Origin of the sequence: Streptomyces cinereoruber (assembly GCF_009299385.1) — a bacterium.
Classification (GTDB): Bacteria; Actinomycetota; Actinomycetes; order Streptomycetales; family Streptomycetaceae; genus Streptomyces; species Streptomyces bikiniensis.
In genome coordinates, this window is the sequence record NZ_CP023693.1 from 4,397,292 (window position 1) to 4,413,855 (window position 16,564).

General features: G+C 74.0%; 15 protein-coding genes. 9 read left to right on the forward strand and 6 right to left on the reverse strand.

The annotated features are described in order from the left end of the window. Positions 1 to 126: 126 nt before the first annotated feature. On the reverse strand, positions 127 to 1,617 hold the full coding sequence (locus CP977_RS19850) for a SulP family inorganic anion transporter (RefSeq protein WP_062753037.1): 1,491 nt from the start codon (positions 1,615 to 1,617) through the stop codon (positions 127 to 129). 414 nt (positions 1,618 to 2,031) lie between these two features. Between CP977_RS19850 and CP977_RS19855 the strand changes: the two genes are divergently transcribed. The 5 genes from CP977_RS19855 (at position 2,032) to CP977_RS19875 (ending at position 7,055) form a co-directional block, all read left to right on the forward strand. Then, a complete protein-coding gene (locus CP977_RS19855) occupies positions 2,032 to 2,472 on the forward strand; it encodes a MerR family transcriptional regulator (RefSeq protein ID WP_183953217.1) in 441 nt (146 codons plus the stop codon). A gap of 265 nt (positions 2,473 to 2,737) precedes the next feature. Then, positions 2,738 to 4,324: an AMP-binding protein gene (locus CP977_RS19860; RefSeq protein WP_062753035.1), complete on the forward strand. Its 1,587-nt coding sequence runs from the start codon at positions 2,738 to 2,740 to the stop codon at positions 4,322 to 4,324. Next, positions 4,321 to 5,046, forward strand: a complete 726-nt coding sequence (locus CP977_RS19865; RefSeq protein WP_062753033.1) for an enoyl-CoA hydratase family protein — start codon at positions 4,321 to 4,323, stop codon at positions 5,044 to 5,046. The genes CP977_RS19860 and CP977_RS19865 overlap by 4 nt, the downstream gene beginning before the upstream one ends. Next, complete coding sequence (locus CP977_RS19870; RefSeq protein WP_062753031.1) at positions 5,034 to 5,612, forward strand: TetR/AcrR family transcriptional regulator; 579 nt, start codon at positions 5,034 to 5,036, stop codon at positions 5,610 to 5,612. Before CP977_RS19865 ends, CP977_RS19870 begins: the two co-directional genes overlap by 13 nt. Before the next feature lie 399 nt (positions 5,613 to 6,011). Then, positions 6,012 to 7,055 carry an isopenicillin N synthase family dioxygenase gene (locus CP977_RS19875; RefSeq protein ID WP_152370586.1) on the forward strand — a complete coding sequence of 348 codons (1,044 nt, stop codon included), beginning with the start codon at positions 6,012 to 6,014 and terminating at the stop codon, positions 7,053 to 7,055. On the opposite strand, the gene CP977_RS19880 is transcribed toward CP977_RS19875, so the two are convergent. Next, positions 7,034 to 8,134, reverse strand: coding sequence for a citrate synthase 2 (locus CP977_RS19880; RefSeq protein WP_062753027.1), 1,101 nt, complete (start codon positions 8,132 to 8,134; stop codon positions 7,034 to 7,036). The genes CP977_RS19875 and CP977_RS19880 overlap by 22 nt on opposite strands. A 275-nt stretch (positions 8,135 to 8,409) precedes the next feature. On the opposite strand from CP977_RS19880, the gene pdxH reads away from it, so the two are divergent. Further along, positions 8,410 to 9,039, forward strand: coding sequence for a pyridoxamine 5'-phosphate oxidase (gene pdxH / locus CP977_RS19885; RefSeq protein ID WP_229991434.1), 630 nt, complete (start codon positions 8,410 to 8,412; stop codon positions 9,037 to 9,039). A 295-nt stretch (positions 9,040 to 9,334) separates the two neighbouring features. On the opposite strand, the gene CP977_RS19890 is transcribed toward pdxH, so the two are convergent. Both CP977_RS19890 and CP977_RS19895 read right to left on the reverse strand, forming a co-directional pair. Next, positions 9,335 to 10,075, reverse strand: a complete 741-nt coding sequence (locus CP977_RS19890) for an ABC transporter permease (RefSeq protein ID WP_062756937.1) — start codon at positions 10,073 to 10,075, stop codon at positions 9,335 to 9,337. Beyond that, positions 10,072 to 11,028 carry an ATP-binding cassette domain-containing protein gene (locus CP977_RS19895; protein ID WP_152370587.1) on the reverse strand — a complete coding sequence of 319 codons (957 nt, stop codon included), beginning with the start codon at positions 11,026 to 11,028 and terminating at the stop codon, positions 10,072 to 10,074. Before CP977_RS19895 ends, CP977_RS19890 begins: the two co-directional genes overlap by 4 nt. 107 nt (positions 11,029 to 11,135) lie before the next feature. Here CP977_RS19895 and CP977_RS19900 point away from each other — a divergent pair, with 107 nt between their 5' ends. The 3 genes from CP977_RS19900 (at position 11,136) to CP977_RS19910 (ending at position 14,761) form a co-directional block, all read left to right on the forward strand. Beyond that, positions 11,136 to 12,554, forward strand: a complete 1,419-nt coding sequence (locus tag CP977_RS19900; protein ID WP_152370588.1) for a sensor histidine kinase — start codon at positions 11,136 to 11,138, stop codon at positions 12,552 to 12,554. 90 nt (positions 12,555 to 12,644) lie between these two features. Beyond that, entirely contained in the window at positions 12,645 to 13,307 is a 663-nt protein-coding gene (locus CP977_RS19905) for a response regulator (RefSeq protein WP_062753021.1), read from the forward strand. Between the two features lie 110 nt (positions 13,308 to 13,417). Continuing rightward, the gene (locus CP977_RS19910) at positions 13,418 to 14,761 is read left to right on the forward strand and encodes a PAS domain-containing protein (protein ID WP_152370589.1); all 1,344 of its coding nucleotides are present in this window, start codon (positions 13,418 to 13,420) and stop codon (positions 14,759 to 14,761) included. A 32-nt stretch (positions 14,762 to 14,793) separates the two neighbouring features. Here CP977_RS19910 and CP977_RS19915 read toward each other — a convergent pair whose 3' ends face one another. Both CP977_RS19915 and CP977_RS19920 read right to left on the reverse strand, forming a co-directional pair. Next, the gene (locus CP977_RS19915; RefSeq protein ID WP_062753017.1) at positions 14,794 to 15,582 is read right to left on the reverse strand and encodes an ABC transporter permease; all 789 of its coding nucleotides are present in this window, start codon (positions 15,580 to 15,582) and stop codon (positions 14,794 to 14,796) included. Next, positions 15,579 to 16,562, reverse strand: coding sequence for an ATP-binding cassette domain-containing protein (locus CP977_RS19920; RefSeq protein WP_062753015.1), 984 nt, complete (start codon positions 16,560 to 16,562; stop codon positions 15,579 to 15,581). The genes CP977_RS19915 and CP977_RS19920 overlap by 4 nt, the downstream gene beginning before the upstream one ends. Between the last annotated feature and the right edge of the window lie 2 nt (positions 16,563 to 16,564).

The following is a 16,564-nucleotide window of genomic DNA, read 5'->3' on the forward strand; positions in this document are numbered from 1 at the left end:
CGGCAGCCTAGGGAGCCCACCGCCCCGCCGCCCAGGAGCCGGAGCGCACCGGGGACGGCGTGTCCTCCGGCTCGGCGGCGTACGGGCACGGGACGCGTACGGGCATGGGTCCCGCTCGCGACCGTGTCAGTGGCCGCCGGCGAGTTCGCCGGTGAGCTTGCCGTGGAGGTCGGCGCTGGGATCGTTGAGGCCGATGATCTCGACGCTCTTGCCGCGCTGCCCGTACTTGGTCTCGACGGCGTCGAGGGCGGCGACGGAGGAGGCGTCCCAGACGTGGGCGGCGGACAGGTCGATGACGACCTTGTCGGGGTCGGCGGCGTAGTCGAACTGTCCGACGAGGTCGTTGGAGGAGGCGAAGAACAGTTCGCCGGTCACGGTGTACAGGACGCTCGTGCCGTCCGGGGAGACGAGCCGGGCGACCTCGGCGAAGCGGGCGACGCGCTTGGCGAAGATGACCATGGCGGTGATCGAGCCGACGACGACGCCGATGGCGAGGTTGTGGGTGGCGACGACCACGGCGACCGTGACGAGCATGACGGCGGTCTCGCCGAGGGGCATCCGCCCGAGGGTCTTCGGGGCGACGGAGTGCCAGTCGAAGGTCGCGAACGACACCATGACCATCACCGCGACCAGGGCGGCCATGGGGATGTCGGAGACGACCGGCCCGAAGACGATGCACAGCACCATCAGGAACGCGCCGGCGAGGAAGGTGGAGACGCGGGTGCGGGCGCCGGAGACCTTCACGTTGATCATCGTCTGGCCGATCATGGCGCAGCCGCCCATGCCGCCGAAGAAGCCGGTGACGATGTTGGCGACGCCCTGGCCGATCGACTCGCGGGTCTTGTTCGAGTGCGTGTCGGTGATCTCGTCCACGAGCTTGGCGGTCATCAGCGACTCCATGAGGCCGACCAGCGCCATCGCGAAGGCGTACGGGGCGATCGTCGTCAGGGTGTCGAGGGTGAACGGCACGTCCGGCAGGCCCGGCACGGGCAGGGAGGACGGCAGTTCGCCCTTGTCGCCCACGGTGGGCACGGCGATCCCGGCCGCCACGGTGATGACGGTCAGGATGACGATGGAGACCAGCGGTGCGGGGATCACGGTGGTGATCTTCGGGAAGAACACCATCAGCGCCAGGCCGCCGATGATCAGCGGGTAGACGGCCCAGGGGACGTCGCGCATCTCGGGGACCTGGGCCATGAAGATCAGGACGGCGAGCGCGTTGACGAAGCCGACCATCACCGAGCGTGGGATGAACCGCATCAGCTTCGCCACGCCGACCGCGCCCAGGACCACCTGGAAGACGCCGGCCAGGATGACGGCGGCGATCAGGTAGCTCAGGCCGTGCTCGCGGTTCAGGGGCGCGATGACGAGGGCGACGGCGCCGGTCGCCGCCGAGATCATCGCGCGCCGACCGCCGACGACGGAGATGACGACGGCCATGGTGAAGGAGGCGAACAGCCCGATCGCGGGGTCGACCCCGGCGATGATCGAGAACGAGATCGCCTCGGGGATCAGCGCGAGGGCGACGACCAGGCCCGCGAGGACCTCGGTGCGCCAGACCTTCGGATCGTTCAGCCAGTCGGGCTTGAGGCCGCGCAGCCGCGCGGCGGGGGACACAGCAGCAGAAGACAAGGAGACGCGTACCTGTCGTGCTCGGGCACACCCCTGCGGCGGGCGGGGGGCGCGGAAAGGACGCGCGGGGGCCGGGACGGCACCCCGCGGACGGCCCGCGGGACGGGGCCGGAAGTCGTGGAGGACGGACGAGAGGCGGCGCACACGGACGCCGGCGCTTCACGTCGAGGGGCGAAGGGTCACGGCGGGCAGGCGGCGGCGACCGGCGTCATGGACTCGCGCACGCTCTCTCCTGCTCTCCTGCAAGAATCGGATCTTCGCCGGGGGCGCCATCGGCCCCGGAAACGGCGGGATGGTCGGGCCGCCCTCACCAGCAACTCTACCCTAACGTTAGAGTAGAGATCGGCGGGGTCGTACGGAACGCGGCCCGCCACGACGGGAAGGGTCAGGGACAGGGGCGTGGACGGCAAGCACATGCAGATCGGCGAGGTCGCCGCGCGCACGGAGCTCTCCCTGCGCACCATCCGGCACTACGAGGAGACCGGCCTGGTCATCCCCTCCGCCCGCTCCCAGGGCGGCTTCCGCCTCTACACCGAGACCGACGTCGCCCGCCTCATGGTCATCCGCCGCATGAAGCCGCTCGGCTTCACCCTGGACCAGATGCGCGACCTCCTGGACGCCACCGACCGCCTCGACGCCGACGACGCCGAAGACGCCGCCAACGCCACCGGCCGCCTCGACGCCGACGAGCGCGAGGCGCTGCTGGAGCGCGTACGGACCTACCGGCAGGCCGCCGCCGAACAGGTCGAGAAGCTCCGCGTCCAACTGTCCCGTGCCGAGGACTTCGCCGACACCCTGAGTGCCCGCCTGGACCGGAACGCTCCGGCGACCCGCGTCTAGGGCCTGTCCGGACGCCCGGACGCCCGGACGATCAGAGGGGCGAGGACCGGAGCGCCCGCCCGGAGCGCCACGCGTCCGTTCGCCCTGGCCGTACGGGGACGGGCCCGGGTCGCGGCCGGGGCGGCCCGCCCACCCACCCCGGAGCACCGCCCCAAAATCATGCAGGCGTGCTTGATTGTTCTACGGGGTACTGACAAGGTCTCCCCAAGTCGCCGCCCCACCCGCGATCCTGGCGCTCACCTTCCACCTCTCCAGGGGGTCATCCATGGTGTTCCACAGCGCGTACGAGGACGTTCCGGCCGTCTCGCTCCCCATCCACGACGCGGTCCTCGGCCGCGCCGCCGAGTACGGCGACACCCCGGCCCTCGTCGACGGCTCCGGCGCGGAGGGCGCGCTCACCCTCACGTACGCCCAGGTCGACGCCTTCCACCGGCTCGTCGCCGCCGGGCTCGCCGAGGCCGGTGTCCGCAAGGGCGACGTGCTCGCCCTGCACAGCCCCAACACCGTGCTCTTCCCCATCGCCTTCTACGCCGCCACCCGCGCCGGCGCCGCCGTCACCACCGTCCACCCGCTCGCCACCCCCGAGGAGTTCGCCAAGCAGCTCCGCGACTCCTCCGCCCGCTGGATCGTCACCGTCTCGCCCCTGCTCCCCGCCGCCCGCGCGGCGGCCGAACTCGCGGGCGGGATCGAGGAGATCTTCCTCTGCGACCAGCCGCCGGCGGGGGAGACCGTCCGTTCGCTCCAGGCCTTCCTCGGCTCCACCGGGCCCGTCCCCGAGATCGAGGTGGACCCGGACGAGGACGTCGCCGCCCTGCCGTATTCGTCCGGCACGACCGGGGTACCCAAGGGCGTGATGCTCACGCACACCTCGATCGCGACGAACCTGGCCCAACTGGAGCCGTTCATCCCCATGGGCCCGGGCGACCGCATCCTCGCCGTCCTGCCCTTCTTCCACATCTACGGCCTCACCGCCCTCATGAACGCGCCCCTCCGCCAGGGCGCCACCGTCGTCGTCCAGCCCCGCTTCGAGCTCGACACCTTCCTGCGGGCCGTCCAGGAACACCGCATCAACGGCCTGTACGTCGCCCCGCCGATCGTCCTCGCCCTCGCCAAGCACCCGGCCGTCGCCGACTACGACCTGTCCTCCCTGGAGTACATCGTCAGCGCCGCCGCCCCGCTCGACGCCGCCCTCGCCGAGGCCTGCTCGAAGCGGCTCGGGCTCCCGCCGGTCCGGCAGGCGTACGGCATGACCGAGCTGTCCCCGGGCACCCACGTCGTCCCGCTCGACGCCGAGACGCCCCCGCCCGGCACCGTCGGCCGGCTCCTGCCCTCCACCGAGATGCGGATCCTCTCCCTGGACGACCCCGCGAAGGACGCCGCGCCCGGCGAGGAGGGCGAGATCGCCATCCGGGGGCCCCAGGTCATGAAGGGCTACCTCGGCCGCCCCGACGCCACCGCCGCCATGATCGACGCCGAAGGGTGGGTCCACACCGGGGACGTCGGGCGCGTCGACGCCGACGGCTGGCTCTTCGTGGTCGACCGCGTCAAGGAGCTCATCAAGTACAAGGGCTTCCAGGTCGCCCCCGCCGAGCTGGAGGCGCTGCTCCTCACCCACGAGGGCGTCGCCGACGCCGCCGTCATCGGCGTCACCGACGCCGACGGCACCGAGATCCCCAAGGCCTTCGTCGTCCGCCAGCCCTCCGCGCCCGGCCTCACCGCCGAGGAGGTCGTCGCGCACGTCGCCGCGCGCGTCTCCCCGTACAAGAAGGTCCGCGCCGTGGAGTTCGTCGACACCGTCCCCCGGGCAGCGTCCGGGAAGATCCTCCGAAGGGAACTGAGGCAGCGCGCATGACCACACTCGTCACCACGTCCGAGGAACGGGGCATCACGACCCTCACGCTGAACTCCCCCGCCACCCGCAACGCCCTCTCCGCCGCCCTCGTCGGCGAGCTCGCCGACGCGCTCGCCGCGTGCGGCAAGGACCCGGGCGTACGGGCCGTGGTCCTCGACCACGCCGGCACCACCTTCAGCGCGGGCGCCGACCTGAAGGCGCCCCCGAGCCCGTACGACTTCGTGGCCCTGCTCCGGCGGATCGTCGAGCTGCCGAAGCCGGTCGTCGGCCGGGTCACGGGGCACGCGCGCGCGGGGGGCCTCGGGCTGCTCGGGGCGTGCGACGTGGTGGTGGCGGGGGAGGGGGCGGACTTCGCCCTCACGGAGGTACGGATCGGGGTCGCCCCCTCCGTCATCTCCCTGACCCTCCTGCCGAGGCTGGAACCGCGCGCGGCGGCCCGCTACTACCTGACGGGCGAGCGGTTCGGGGTGCCGGAGGCGATCGCCATGGGCCTGGTGACGGCCGGGGACGACGCCCTCCCCGGCATCCTCGACGCCCTGCGCGCCGCGTCGCCGCAGGGCCTGCGGGAATCGAAACGGCTGGTCACCGCTAGAGTCCTGGAGACCTTCGAACGCGACGCGGAGGACCTGGTGCAGAGGTCGGCCACGCTCTTCGCCTCCGCCGAGGCGCGCGAAGGGATGACGGCCTTCCTCGAACGACGGGACCCCGCATGGCGGCTGTGACCGCACCCAAGCAGGACAGGAGCCGCGCCACCCGGCAGCGGCTCCTGGAGGCCGCCGTGTCCTGCCTGGCCGAACACGGCTGGGCGGGCTCGACGGTCTCCGTGGTGGCGGAACGGGCCGGCGTCTCCCGGGGCGCCGCCCAGCACCACTTCCCCACCCGCGAGGACCTTTTCACCGCCGCCGTCGAGTACGTCGCCGAGGAACGCTCCCAGGCGCTGCGGGCGCTGCCCTCCGACGACCGCGAGGCGGCCGTCGCCGCCCTCGTGGACCTCTACACCGGCCCCCTCTTCCGGGCCGCCCTCCACCTCTGGGTCGCCGCCACCGGCGAGGACCAGCTCCGCGCCCGCGTCACCGAACTGGAGGCCCGCGTCGGCCGCGAGTCCCACCGCATCGCCGTCGAGGTCCTGGGCGCCGACGAGACCCGCCCCGGCGTCCGCGAGACCGTCCAGGGCCTCCTCGACATGGCCCGCGGCCTCGGCCTCGCCACCCTCCTCACCGACGACCGCGCCCGTCGCGAACGCGTGGTGTCCCAGTGGGCACGGCTGGTGAACGAGGCGCTGAAGTAGCGGCGCGCTCCGGGGCCGGAGCGGTGGCACGCCCCCGATCGGGAAGACCGCCCCGCCCCGTGACCCGCGTCACACCCCTTCCGGTCCCCTCGCAGTACCCTGTCCGCATGCCTCCGCTCGTACGCCGTCGCCACGTGGACTTCGTCCGCGTCACGAGCATGAGCTGTCGACGCTCCGTCTGACCCCCACGGCCGCTCCGGTCCGGGCCTCCCGCCCACAGGACCCCCGGCCCCCGGCCTCCCGGGTCCTCCGGACCCGCCCGGCCCTCCCAGACCTTCCGGGGTACCACTCCACCCACCCCTCCGGGTCCCGTCACAGAGCCCCAGCAGATCGGCACCCGTGGCGTCCGCCCCACCCCCGGCGGCCGTCCCGGGCACCCGTAGACCCCGCGGACACCTCATGACCAGCAGCTCGTACTCCTCGCAGCTCCCCATCGTGGACCTCTCCGCCGCCGACCGCGGCCCGCAGGCCCGGAGGCTGCTCCACGCCCAGCTCCACTCGGCCGCCCACGACGTGGGGTTCTTCCAGCTCGTCGGGCACGGGGTGACCGAGGCCGAGACGCGGGCCCTCACCTCCGCGATGCGCGCCTTCTTCGCGCTGCCCGAGGCCGACCGGCTCGCCCTCGACAACATCAACTCGCCGCACTTCCGCGGCTACACCCGCATCGGCGACGAGCGGACGCAGGGCGCCCGGGACTGGCGCGACCAGCTGGACATCGGCGCCGAGCGCCCCGCGCACGCCCCCGCGCCCTGGGAGGCCCCGTACTGGTGGCTCGAAGGCCCCAACCAGTGGCCCGAGGCGCTCCCCGAGCTGCGCACCGCCGCCCTGCACTGGATCGACCGCCTCAGCGGCGTCGCCGCGCGCCTGCTGCACGAGCTGCTCGCCTCCATCGGCGCGCCCGAGGACTTCTACGACGACATCTTCGGCCCGCACGCCCACCCGCAGCTCAAGCTGGTCCGCTACCCGGGCAGCAGCGGCGAGGGCGACGACCAGGGAGTGGGCGCCCACAAGGACTACGGCTTCCTGACCCTGCTGCTCCAGGACCAGGTGGGCGGGCTCCAGGTCCAGCGCGAGGACGGGAACTTCCACGACGTGCCGCCGCTGCCGGGCGCGTTCGTCGTCAACCTGGGCGAGCTGCTCGAAGTGGCCACCAACGGCTACCTGCTCGCCACCAACCACCGGGTGGTCTCCCCGCCCGGCGCGACGGAACGTTTCTCCGTCCCGTTCTTCTACAACCCGCGGCTCGACGCCCGGATCGCCCCGCTGGACTTCCCGCACGCCTCCACGGCCCCGGGCATCACCACGGACCCGTCGAACCCGCTGTTCGCCGAGTACGGGCGCAACGCCCTGAAGGGGAAGCTCCGCGCCCACCCGTCGGTGGCGGCCCGCCACCACGCGGAGCTCCTGCTGCATCCCGAGGGTCAGCCGGCGATGTCGGCGTAACCCTCGATCTCGCGCGGGTCCCGCCGGCCGGGGCCCGTGTAGCGGGCCGAGGGGCGGACCAGGCGGCCGGTGCGCTTCTGCTCCAGGATGTGCGCCGACCAGCCGGCCGTGCGGGCGCAGGAGAACATCGACGTGAACATGTGCGCCGGGACCTCGGCGAAGTCCAGGACGATGGCCGCCCAGAACTCCACGTTCGTCGCCAGGACGCGGTCGGGGCGCCGGTTGTGCAGCTCCTCGAGGGCGGCCTTCTCCAGCGCCTCCGCGACCTCGAAGCGCGGCGCGGCCAGCTCCTTGGCCGTACGGCGGAGCACGCGCGCGCGGGGGTCCTCGGCGCGGTAGACGCGGTGGCCGAAGCCCATCAGCCGCTCGCCCTTGTCCAGGGCCTGCTTCACGTACGCGGTGGCGTCGCCGGTCCGCTCGATCTCCTCGATCATGCCGAGGACGCGGGAGGGCGCGCCGCCGTGCAGCGGGCCGGACATGGCGCCGACGGCGCCGGAGAGCGCGGCGGCCACGTCGGCGCCGGTGGAGGCGATGACGCGGGCGGTGAACGTGGAGGCGTTCATGCCGTGCTCGGCGGCCGAGGTCCAGTACGCGTCGACGGCCTTGACGTGCTTCGGGTCGGGCTCGCCGCGCCAGCGGATCATGAACCGCTCGACGATGGACTGCGCCTTGTCGATCTCGCTCTGCGGGACCATCGGCAGGCCCTGGCCGCGCGCGGACTGCGCGACGTACGAGAGGGCCATGACGGCGGCGCGGGCGAGGTCGTCGCGGGCCTGCTCGGGCGAGATGTCCAGGAGCGGTTTGAGGCCCCAGACGGGCGCGAGCATGGCGAGCGCGGACTGTACGTCGACGCGGATGTCACCGGAGTGGACGGGGATCGGGAACGGCTCGGCGGCGGGCAGGCCGGGGTTGAAGGCGCCGTCGACCAGCAGGCCCCAGACGTTGCCGAACGAGACGTGGCCGACGAGGTCCTCGATGTCGACGCCGCGGTAGCGGAGGGCGCCGCCCTCCTTGTCGGGTTCGGCGATCTCCGTCTCGAACGCGACGACTCCCTCAAGCCCGGGTACGAAGTCGGACATCAGGCGGCTCCTCTATCGATGATCGATCAACGGGGTTGGTCGATGGCGGGAATCAACAGTCATCCAGCCGAAGAGTCTGTACGGTTCCGATGATGCGGGGAAGCGTGACATCCGGCACACTCCGCCGATCCGGCGGGAGAGGGTTAGCGCCCTCCGGTGCCGGGCAGACTGGCCCGCTGCCGCAGAATGGCCCCGTGAGCGATTCCGTGAACGACGACCCCACGCACTGTCCGGCGGCCCTTCCGGCGGCCGGCGAGGTCCCGGACCCCGCCGACATGCGCGAGCAGTACCGGACCACGGAGCTGACCCCGGCCGACCTCGCGCCCGAGCCGGTCGCGCAGTTCACCCGCTGGTTCAAGGAGGCCGCGGAGGACCCGGCGATCCACGAGCCGAACGCGATGGTCGTCTCCACCGCCACCCCCGACGGCCGCCCGTCCTCCCGGACGGTCCTGCTCAAGCACTACGACGCGGCCGGCTTCGTCTTCTTCACCAACTACGACTCCCGCAAGGGCCGGGAGCTGGCGGACAACCCGTACGCCTCGCTGCTCTTCCCCTGGCACCCGGCGGCCCGCCAGGTCGTCGTCACGGGCCGCGCCGAGCGCGTCGGGCGCGAGGAGACGGTGGCGTACTTCCGCACCCGCCCGCACGGCTCCCGGCTCGGCGCCTGGGCCAGCCCCCAGTCCTCGGTGATCGCCTCCCGCGAGGAGCTGCTCGCCCGCTACGACGACCTGGCCGCCCGCCACCCCGAGGGCACGCAGGTCCCGGTCCCCCCGCACTGGGGCGGCTTCCGGGTCGTCCCGGACACGGTCGAGTTCTGGCAGGGCCACGAGAACCGCCTCCACGACCGCCTGCGCTACGTCCGCGAGGACGGCGACGCGTGGCGGGTGGAGCGCCTGGCCCCGTAAGGGCCCCGGAAACGCAGACGACCCGTGAGCCTTGGTCCCGTCCGCCCAGGCGCCTGGGTCGGACGGAAGCCGGCCGGACTCACCGGCGGCTCACGGGTCGGGTGACTGCGTTGGTCTTCGGCAGACTGGCCTGCCGAGGTGCACAGAGTGCGACGGCAGGCCTCAGCCCGCAGTCACCTCGCTGGTCCGGTAAGAAATCACTTCCGGATCACCTCCTTTCATGCGTGGCTCCACCGTACGAACTCCGCCCGCGGCGCTCAACCGATTTATCCGGCGACTTCCCCCGGGCGCCCTCTCAGGCGTCCCGGCGGCGCATCGCCCACCACCCCGCGAGGAGCGCCGCCGCCGTCCACAGCGCCGCCACCCCGAGGCCCGCCCAGGGGCCGACCTGCCCGACCGGGTCCTGGTAGAGGATCTGCCGCCCGGCGCGGTCCGGCAGGTAGTCGGCGGCGCCCGCCGCCACGTCCCCGATCACGAACGGCAGCATCAGCAGCGCCGGGGTCAGGATGCTCAGCGTCGCGACCGCGCTGCGCAGCAGGAACGTCAGTCCGAAGGCGAGCAGGGCCATCAGGGCGAGGTAGATCCCGGCGCCGAAGCAGCCCCGCAGCGCCCCCGGCTCCCCGATGCCGATGGCGTATTCGCCCGCGAACGCCTGCCCCGCGAAGAAGGTGGTGAACGAGGTCACCAGGCCCACGGCGAGGGCCGCGCCCCCGGTGACCGCCGCCTTGGCCGCGTAGAGCAGCCCCCGGCGCGGCACGGCGGCCAGCGAGTTGCGCAGCGCGCCGTTCAGGTACTCGGACGACACGGCGGTCGCGCCGAAGGAGATCGCGGCGAGCTGCGCGTAGTTGGTCTGGAAGAGGGCGCGGAAGACGGGGTCCCCGGCGCCGTCCGGCTCCGGGCCGCCCACGCTGACGTACAGGGCCAGGTTGAGGGCGAGGGCGACGACGAAGACCGCGAGGAGCGATCCCGAACCGGCCCGGACGGAACTGATCTTGATCCACTCGGAGCGGGCGACTGCGGTGAACGGCACGGTCAGACCTCCAGGGCCGAGGAGCGGGGACGGGAAGCGGCGGCGGAGTGCTCCGCCTCCTCCGAGGTGAGCGCGAGATAGGCCTGCTCCAGGGAGGCGCGCTCGTCGGCCAGCTCGAAGACGGGGATGCCCTCGCGGGCCGTGACCGCCCCGATCTCCTCGGCCGAGGCGCCCTCGACCACCCACCGGCCGGCCTCGTCGGGGGCGTCCCCGACCGCCCACCCCTTGGCCAGGAGCGTGGCCCGCAGGCGTACGGGATCCCCGGTGCGCACCCGTACGCGCGCGTGGCTGTGGGCGTCGATGAACTCCCGCATCGGCACGTCCGCGAGGAGCCGGCCCCGGCCGAGGACGACGAGGTGGTCGGCGAAGAGGGCCGTCTCGTTCATCAGGTGGCTGGAGACGAGGACCGTACGGCCCTCGGCGGCGAGCCCGCGCAGCAGCTCGCGGATCCACACGATGCCCTCGGGGTCGAGGCCGTTCGCCGGCTCGTCCAGCAGGAGCACGGCCGGGTCGCCGAGCAGCGCGGCGGCGATGCCGAGCCGCTGGCGCATGCCGAGCGAGAAGGTGCGGACCCGGCGGCGGGCGGCGCCCGCGAGACCGGTCCCGGCCAGGACCTCGTCCACGCGCCGGTCCGGGATGCGGTGGGAGGCGGCGAGGGCCCGCAGGTGGTTCCGGGCGGTCCGGGAGCCGTGGGCCGCCTGCGCGTCCAGGAGGGCGCCGACGGTACGGAGCGGCTCGTCCAGCGCCGTGTACGGGCGTCCGCCGACGGTGGCGGTGCCCGAGGTCGGCCGGTCGAGGCCGAGGACGAGCCGCATGGTGGTGGACTTCCCGGCCCCGTTCGGGCCGAGGAAGCCGGTCACGCGGCCCGGTTCGACGGAGAAGGTCAGCCCGTCGACGGCCCGCTTCGGCGGCCTGCCGGCGTACTCCTTCGTGAGGTTCCTGACGTCGATGCTGGTCATGGCTCGATCCTGGCCGCCCGCCGGCCCCGGGCCATCCCCCGCCCGGGGAGGCGGTCTCCCCCGCACGGGGGAGCCGCGGGCGGCGGCCGCCCTGCCAGGATGACGGGATGCCCGGACCCTTCCGCCGGCCGACGCGCACCACTCCGCGCGCCCCTCGCCGCCGCCCGCTCGCGAGTGCGGTCACGCACGGCGCCCGCCGTCTCCGGCCGTCCACCCGCGCGGCCACCCACCACGCCGACCGGTCCCCACTGCTCGCGAGCGCCGCCGCGCACCGCGCCCACCGCCTCCGGCCGCTCGCGAGTACCGTCGCGCACCGCGCCCACCGCCTCCGCCCGCTCGCCCGCGCCGTCACGTACACCCGCTGGCTCCACCTCCTCGTGGGCGCGATCGTGCCGCTCGCCGCCGGCCTGATCCACCCCGGCCTCTCGCACCCGTACCCGGCGGACTGGCTGGTGGTGGCGGTGCTCCCGGTGCCGCTGGTCGCGGCCGTCGCCCTCGTGCCGGCGGCCCGCCGCGCCGAGGGCCTCCAGGCGCGTCTGATGCTCTTCCCGGGCAAGCACGCGCGCGCGTGGAGGACGCCGGAGGGCGCGGACGTCTCCGCGTCCCCGTCGGCCTCGTGGACGGACCGGGGCAGGACGGCCCTGTGGCTGGTGTTCCGGATGGAGGCGGGGCTCGCCGTCTGGCTGCTGTCGGTCGGACTGCCCCAGTGCGCGCTGACGCTGGCCGGGGTGCACGTCGAGGAGCCGGTCGTGGCCGGTCTGACCCTGCCTTCCGGCGGGGACCGGTGGTCGGCGTTCCTGGCCCCGCTCCCGGTGCTCGTGCTCCTGGCGGTGGTCGTCGCGGGCGGCGGACTGGCCGCGCGGGTGGCCCGTACCCTCCTCGGCCCCTCGGTGAAGGAGCGCATGGCCGCCCTGGAGGGGCGCACCGAGCGGCTCCTCGAACGCAACCGGATCGCGCGGGAGCTGCACGACTCGCTCGGCCACGCGCTGACCCTGGCCGTGGTGCAGGCCGGGGCCGCGCGGGCCGCCGCCGACCCGGAGTTCACCGACCGGGCCCTGGAGGCGATCGAGGAGACGGGGCGGGCCGCCCTGGAGGACCTGGAGCGCGTCCTGCTCCTGCTGCGCGAGACGGGCCGCCCGGCGGCCGCGAGCCCCGGCCTCGACGAGGCGGCCCGGCTGCTCGACTCGGCGCGCTCCTCGGGCGCGCGGGTCGACGCCGAGGTCACCGGGCCGCTGGAGGAGGTGCCGGGCCCGGTCTCCCGCGAGGCGTACCGGATGCTCCAGGAGTGCCTCACCAACGTGCTGCGGCACGCGGGCCCGGTCCCGGTCGCCGCCCGCGTGGCGGTGGAGGGAGCCTTGCTCCGCCTGGAGGTCCGCAACCCGCTGGCCCCGGGGCGGGCGGAGCACCCCGGCTCGGGCAGCGGCCTGCGCGGGATACGCGAACGGGCCGCGCTCCTGGGCGGCTCGGCCCGGACGGGCCGGGACGGCGACGCGTGGCTGGTCCGCGTGGACCTGCCGCTGCGCTGACCGGAGCGGGCGTACTGCGCGGCCGGAGCGGGCCGTACGCGGAACCAGGGCCGCCCGTACGCGCCCGTACGCCTGATCTACGCTGGCCACATGCCGATCACCGTCCTCCTCGTCGACGACGAACCGCTGGTCCGGGCCGGTCTGCGCGCCGTCCTGGAGGCGCAGCCCGACATCGAGGTGGTGGGCGAGGCGGCCGACGGGGCCGCCGTCATCCCCCTCGTGCGCCAACGGCGCCCCGACGTCGTCGCGATGGACGTCCGCATGCCGCTGATGGACGGCATCGAGGCGACCCGCGCGGTCCTGCGCACGGTGCACGAGCCGCCGAAGATCCTGGTCGTCACCACCTTCGAGAACGACGAGTACGTGTACGGGGCGCTGCGCGCGGGCGCCGACGGCTTCCTGCTCAAGCGGGCCCGCCCGGCGGAGATCGTGCACGCGGTGCGCCTCGTGGCGGAGGGCGACTCGCTCCTCTTCCCGGCGGCGGTACGGCAGTTGGCCGCCTCGTACGGGCGGGAGCGGGACGGGTCGGAGGCCCGGGAGGCGCTGGAACGGGCCGGCCTCACCGAGCGGGAGGCGGACGTGCTGCGGCTCGTGGCGCGCGGCCTGTCGAACGCGGAGATCGCCGCGCGCCTGGTGGTGGGCACGGAGACGGTGAAGTCGCACGTCAGCTCCGTCCTGGCGAAGCTCGGCGCCCGCGACCGCACCCAGGCGGTCATCGCCGCCTACGAGTCGGGCTTCGTCTCACCGGGCTGAACCGGGCCCGGAACCGTCCCGGCGGGGCGCGCCCGCCCATCGTTTTCGGCGAAGGTGATGTGCTCTGCGTCACGTTCCAGTTGAATGGTCCACAGCATGGGGGGTGTCGGGTGAGTGCTTTCGCGGAGTCCACGAGTGAGGCCGCCGTTCCCGGGGCGGGGGCCGATCTGCTGGCCGCGCTGCTCGACGGGATGGACGCGGCGCTCTGCGCCTTCGACGCCGACGGGACGGTCACCCACTGGAACCGGGAGGCCGAGCGGATCCTCGGCTGGACCGCCGGGGAGGCCGTCGGGCGGCGCGGGTTCGAGGGGTGGGCGGCGCGGAGCGCGGACGCCGAGGAGACCCTGGGGCGCCTGATGGGGGCCATGAAGGGTCCCGGCCGGCAGGTCCACGAGTTCGTCCTGCTCCGCAAGGACGGCGGGCGCGTGCTCGTACGGAGCCAGGCCGCCGGGGTGCGCGGCGCGGACGGCGCGCCGGCCGGGGTGTACTGCGCGTTCAGCGAGGTCCACGTCCAGCTCGACCTGGAACGCTCGGTCGCCCTCAGCGAGGCCCTGTTCGACGACGCCTCCTGGGGCGTCGTCCTGGTCGACGCCGACCTGCGCCCCGCCATGGTCAACGCCCACGCGGCCCGGTCCTTCGGCGCCGGGCGCACCACCCTGCTGGGCCGCCCGCTCGGCGAGGTCGTCGTGCACGGCGCGGAGGAGCTGGAGGCCGCCTTCCAGCACGTCCTGGCGGAGGGCACCCCGCCCGCGCCCGCCGAGGTGTGGGTGACCCTGCGGACGGCCACGGGGGAGCGGCGCCGGTGCTGGCGCAGCGGCTTCCTGCGGCTCGCGTCCCCGATGGCGGAGGCGGCGGTGCCGCTGGGGGTCGCCTGGCTGTTCCAGGACGTCACCGACGAGCGGCTCGCGGCCCGGGAGGCGGACCGGCTGCGGTTCCGGTGGAGCCAGCTGCACCGGGCGGGCGCGGCGGCGGCCGAGTGCGAGGACCCGGCGGAGGCGGCGGCGGTCCTCCTGGAGTTCGCCCTGGCCGGGTTCGCGGACCACGCCCTGGTGGACCGGGTGGCGGGCGACCGGCGCCTGACGCGGGCCCTGGCCGTCCCGGCGTCCGTCCCCGGCCCGTCCTCGCCGCCCGTGGGCGGCGGCATCCCGCTGCGGTACGGGCCGCGGCACCCGGCGCTCCAGGCCTGGGACCGGACGGGCGCGGTCCGGGCCAGCGCGGGCCGTACGGCCGAGGTGTGGGCGGAGGCCCACCAGTGGCCCGGCGACGCGGCGCACTCCCTGTGCGTGGTGCTGCGCTCCCGGGGCCGGACCCTCGGCGTCCTCACCTTCCTGCGGGCCGCCTGCCGCCCGGCCTTCGAGCGCGAGGACGTGGTCTTCGCGGAGTCGGTGGCGACGGGCGTGGCGTCGTCCCTGGCGCTGGGGGACGGACACGGGGACGGGCCCCCGGCGTACTGACCGGGGGCCCGTGCTCGCGGTGTCCGTGCCCGTCACTCCGGGTCCCGCCGGAACGCGGCCGTCGACCAGCGGTAGCCGAGCACGGTGAGGGCCAGGGACCAGGCGACGGCGAGCCAGCCGTTGTGGCCGATCTCGGTGCCGAGCAGCAGGCCGCGCAGGGTCTCGATGGCCGGCGTGAAGGGCTGGTACTCCGCGACGGGCCGGAACCAGCCGGGCATCGACTCCAGCGGCACGAAGGCGCTGGAGATCAGGGGCAGCAGGATCAGGGGCGTGGCGCTGTTGCTGGCGCCCTCGGCGTTGGGGCTGGCCATGCCCATGCCGACCGCGATCCAGGTGAGCGCGAGGGCGAAGAGCGCGATCAGGCCGAGGGCGGCCAGCCATTCCAGGACGGTGGCGTCGGTGGAGCGGAAGCCGATGGCGAAGCCGACGGCGCCGACGAGGAGGACGCTGGCGAGCGACTGCATCACGCTGCCGACCACGTGCCCGACGAGGATGGAGCCGCGGTGGATGGCCATGGTGCGGAAGCGGGCGATGATCCCCTCGTTCTTGTCCATGGCCACGGACACGGCGGCACCGACGACGGTGGAGCCGATGGTCATGAGCAGGATGCCCGGGACGATGTAGGCGATGTAGGCGTCGCGGCCTCCGCCGCCGGCCAGGCCCGCGCTCATCGCGTCGCCGAAGATGTAGACGAACAGCAGCAGGAGCATCACCGGCGTGAGCAGCAGGTTCAGGGTGAGGGAGGGGTAGCGGCGGACGTGCAGGAGGTTGCGGCGCAGCATCGTGGACGAGTCGCGCACGGCGAGGGAGAGGGTGCTCATCGGACGGTCTCCTCGTTCTGGTCGTTCCGGCTGTCGTGGGTGCTCTGGGCGGGGACTTCGGCGGTGCCGGTGAGGGCGAAGAAGACGTCGTCGAGGTCGGGGGTGTGCACGGTCAGTTCGTCCGCCTCGATGCCGGCCGCGTCCAGCCGGTCCAGGACGGTGCGCAGGGCGCGCTGGGTCCCGTCGCTGGGGATCTGGAGCGTGAGCCCCTCGTCGTCCGTGGTCGCCCCGCGCAGCTCGGCGGCGGCGGAGCGGTAGGCGACCGGGTCGGAGAAGCGCAGCCGTACGTGGCCTCCGGGGATCAGCCGCTTGAGCTCCTCGGCGGTGCCCTCGGCGGCGATCCTCCCGTCGTGCAGGACGGCGATGCGGTCGGCGAGCTGGTCGGCCTCCTCCAGGTACTGGGTGGTGAGGAAGACGGTGGTGCCGCCGGCGACCAGTTCGCGGACGATCCGCCACATGGTGTGCCGCGAGCGCGGGTCGAGGCCGGTGGTGGGTTCGTCGAGGAAGATGATCCGGGGGGCGCCGACCAGGGTCATGGCGATGTCCAGGCGGCGCTTCATGCCGCCGGAGTAGCCGGCGGCGGGCTTCTTCGCCGCCTCGACCAGGTCGAAGCGCTCCAGGAGTTCGGCGGTGACCCGGCGTCCCTCCCGCTTGGAGAGGTGGTGCAGGTCGGCCATCAGGAGCATGTTCTCCTCGCCGGTGATCAGGCCGTCGACGGCCGAGAACTGCCCGGTGACGCCGATCGCGGCCCGTACCGCCTGCGGGTCGGCGGCCAGGTCGTGGCCGCCGACCCGCAGGTCACCGGCGTCGGCGGTGATGAGCGTGGAGAGGATCTTGACGGCGGTGGTCTTGCCGGCGCCGTTCGGGCCGAGCAGGGAGAAGACCGTTCCTTCGGGGACGGCCAGGTCGACGCCGTCGAGCACGACCTTGTCCCCGTAGGACTTGCGCAGCCCGTTCGCCGCGATGGCCAGGTCGGTCATGG